Source organism: Leptolyngbya cf. ectocarpi LEGE 11479 (assembly GCF_015207065.1).
Lineage (GTDB): Bacteria > Cyanobacteriota > Cyanobacteriia > Phormidesmidales > Phormidesmidaceae > Leptothoe > Leptothoe ectocarpi.
In genome coordinates this window covers 1-3,685 of record NZ_JADEXP010000483.1, presented here as the reverse complement: position 1 = coordinate 3,685, position 3,685 = coordinate 1, and the positions used below count along the sequence as shown (strand labels likewise).

3 protein-coding genes are annotated in these 3,685 nt (G+C 40.1%); 1 reads left to right on the top strand and 2 read right to left on the bottom strand.

Annotation, left to right across the window (positions count from 1 at the left end; genetic code table 11):
* The coding region (locus IQ260_RS28750; RefSeq protein WP_193996495.1) for a class D beta-lactamase at positions 1–692 on the bottom strand (692 nt) is incomplete at its 3' end.
* A 298-nt stretch (positions 693–990) separates the two neighbouring features.
* On the opposite strand from IQ260_RS28750, the gene IQ260_RS28745 reads away from it, so the two are divergent.
* On the top strand, positions 991–1,623 hold the full coding sequence (locus IQ260_RS28745; RefSeq protein ID WP_193996494.1) for a Uma2 family endonuclease: 633 nt from the start codon (positions 991–993) through the stop codon (positions 1,621–1,623).
* Positions 1,624–1,959: 336 nt separating this feature from the next.
* On the opposite strand, the gene IQ260_RS28740 is transcribed toward IQ260_RS28745, so the two are convergent.
* Positions 1,960–3,685: hypothetical protein (locus tag IQ260_RS28740; protein ID WP_193996493.1), on the bottom strand; the 1,726-nt coding region annotated here is incomplete at its 5' end.

Below are 3,685 nucleotides of genomic sequence, written 5' to 3'. Positions count from 1 at the left end.
TTAGCCCATCCTGACTTCGCGCGACTGATATAGTCAGGAGTTTTTTCAACGATCATGATGTCTTTGACTGTTGCGATCGCATCATTTGAAAACGGCAAATCGTTATCGTATAGGCGACGCAAAAATTGAATCTGTTCTTGAGGAGTTATCCTCAGCTCGCCTTCTAGCCAAAAACTATCAATGTCTTTAGGGTCGCCAATCTGCTGATTGCCATAGCCAGCTGCGGTCACCCATTGTTGCATGCGCCAGTGTCCAACACGACGAGCAATGACCTGATAAAACCAAACTGCTGAAAGGTTAAAGGCCATGCGCATGTTTAAGTCACGATTCCATGTCGGGATAGTTCTTTCAATCCCATCCCAGGTAAGAACAGCAACATCATCAGCAATGACACCTGTTTTTAATGCAATTAAAGAATTGAGGATTTTGAAGGTAGACGCCGGTAAGAAGGGTGTGCCGTTACGCTCAGGGTTGTGCTGATAGGTTTGGTCTTGGTTGCGGTCATAGACCAAAATTGAGCCTTCTACGCCGATATCCTGAAAATGTTGAGAAAATTCGGCTTGTGTTGTTTGCTGAGCTATCTGTGACGTAGGTTCGGGCGGTGAAATGGCTTCAGCATGAGTGGAGTGGAGTGTCGCTGCACTGACGATACCAAAGATTAGAGCACCAATCCCGTATGATGTAGGTCTCATACACCCTGATTCCTTAAACTGTTTTTTACCTGCTCTACTCTATACACTAACAAGAGCAGATTCTCAAAACTGGAGATAGCAGAGGTTGCTTAGGTCCAAGAAATTAATAAAGTCCATATCCTCATCTCAGTAGAGGGCTGAGCGAAGTCGAAGCCCGGCTTAAACAGAGGTTACTGAGCTTAATTTCGATTCAGAGTTTTTGACTGCCCTTGATTCCGTTTCTTGGTGCTAGATGAACCGATGTAACCAAGATATCCATTAGCTGGCCTATCATTGTACTGAAGCAAGTAAGCAGATTATGGTTGCCACACCACAGCGCGCTGATCGAGTCGTGCTAAGTCATATTAGCTGGGAGCAATTCGAACGACTGCTAGAAGACCTTGGTGATCAGCGGTCTGCTCATGTTGCTTACGATAATGGTTTGTTAGAAATTATGACTCCGCTGCCAGAACATGAGCATTTCAAAGAGGTGTTGGGGGATGCGGTCAAGGATATTGCTGACGAGCTGGACTTAGATTATGAGAGCTATGGCTCGACGACCTGGCGTCAGCAGGCGAAGATGGCAGGCGTTGAACCTGATAATTGTTTCTATTTTCAGAATGAAGCAGCGGTGAGGGGCCGTCTTGATTTAGATCTGAGCCAGGGCGATCCGCCTCCTGATTTGGCTTTGGAAATTGACCTGACGAGTAAATCATTGGATCGTTTTCCGATCTATGCCCGTTTGGGTGTTCCAGAAATTTGGTGTTATGACCAGGGCGTTCTAAACATTTACTACTTGAAGGATGATAGCTTTATTCAATCTGAAAAGAGTTTGGCATTACCTGAGTTACCCATCAAAGAGCTACCCCAAATAATTGAAACCTATCGTACCGATGGACGACGCGCTATTCGGAAAGCAGTACGACAGTGGGTCCGAAATATTATCTCCTAGGTTGATCTGTTACACCACTGAGGAGAATGCAGCAGAATAGCCTACTAATTGAACATATGCACTCCTATCCAGTCTATCACAGTTATTTTGCATGGTGGGAGGCTATTTAAATGTACACGCCTAGCCTGCATTATAGCTAAATCAAAATCTTATCAACTAAAAGATATAAAATGAGCGACATAATCGGCAACGTTGAATTGAGAAAGTTGTCACAAGGATATAAGAGATATAAATAGAGAGTAACTCAACGTACATTTCTCGTCAACCAAGACCTATCCATTAGAGTTCTCTTTAGAAGGATATATTCCTACAGGAGAATATTTCAAATCAGAACAATTACAATTTTGTTTCAATTATAGAATTAGCTCTTAGGATAAAATTCCTTACACTCGCAGGAAATTTAGCATCGACGGCCCAATTCCCTGCTCCTATTTCCCATGAATTGTATACACAGTATAAATCAACTCCAATATCTATTGGTATCTGAGCCTTATCATTTGCATCACGTATTTTTACTACTGGCTTTCCAAGCATCTCCAACATACCAATTTCAAGCATCACATTGGGATTATTCCCAGTGATATCTGCGACACCAAACTTACACTGTCTTATCATTGTTTTTACATTTTCAGGAACCGTTAGTTCTCGAACTTCATCACTAGCTGAAAGAGCCTGAATACCTAATAAGTTTGGAACAGTATTCTTTATTTGATCGATAGCAGCTAATACAGAATTAGAACTGAAAGAGTGCACGCAGAAAACATAAGGTTCAACAGACTCAGTAGGAGCATCAGAACCAACAGCTTCTTCAGGCTGTTCTACTTCTATTTCCGTTTTTTTAACTTGAAGTGTGAGAGATAATACTTCTTCTAGTGTTTCATTAAAATTTTCAATTATGATTTCTGCATCACGGGGAGAAAGCGTGCCATGTGCTGATTGTAGCAGTGCTGAGTGATAAATTGCTCTAGCAGTAAGTAAAAGCGATTTATCTGTTGGATCAGTACGATAAACTTGAACCAGGCTTTTTATGATATCATTCTGGCTGTTTACATAAAGCGTTCTATTACTTGAATCCCTCTGAAATCTTTCAGCTAATTTTTTCATTATTGCTAGCATCTCATTATCTTCAAGATCTTTATCACCTGAAGCTCTTTCTAGCATCTTAAAGAATTTAGCTGAGTCTTCATCATTAGAGCCCTCAACAAGTAACATTGCAGGAACAGACTTCCGAAAACTTCGCACTTTATAAGCTAAGCTTTCAGGAGCTTTAACTTGACTCATTTGCTGTTGGAATAAGATTTTTATAAGGCTATCTATCTCATCTTGTTTATCAGTAAAAAAATCGTCAGAAGTCATTTTCTTTCTAGAATAAGAATTATTTGACTTCACGAAATCTTCAATTATTTTCTCCTCAATTGGCAAAGTAAATATCACCGGCCAGCCCATATCTTCTGCCAAAATAGATTCACTAGCTCCAGAAGTTTTTTGAGAGACACAATAAATAGTATTCTCTTCACATTTCCGGAACCTTTTCGAGGCATCATTGATTGATTCAATATATTTTGGCAAAAAAGTTCTCCCATGTGACGTCTCAAAGGGAATAAACTCAATTAGCTCATCAAGAAGGGTTCGTCCTCCACCAAAAACTTTTTTATCACCTACGATAGCAAGTCCTTGCAATAAGTCAGCTCTATGAAGATCTACTATTTTTTGAAGCTTGTCCGTTCCTTTTAGTTCTCGAATACGTTCAGCAATCCTGCCTTCAACAATTTCTCTATATTTCTTGTATAAGCTGTTCTCTTTCACCTCCTCGCGCGAAAGACTTAAATCTAAATTATCAAAATCAATCACCCCATTGACATATGAAGCCCATGACGGAGAAAATTCTGTTGTTCGACAGACAAACATACCTTTAACATAAATGTCAATACCAGATGAAGCTGATTCAAAAGAGGTGCCTCGAAAAAATTTTATTTGTGCTCCCATTTCACCAATAAATAATGCTGCACGAAAAGAAATATCACCGTGTTTTATATGCTCAGCAGTATGATTAATCTTAAAT

Coding starts and splice junctions, on each gene's coding strand:
- IQ260_RS28745 (WP_193996494.1), top strand. CDS start 991: ATGGTTGCCACACCACAGCGCGCTGATCGAGTCGTGCTAAGTCATATT.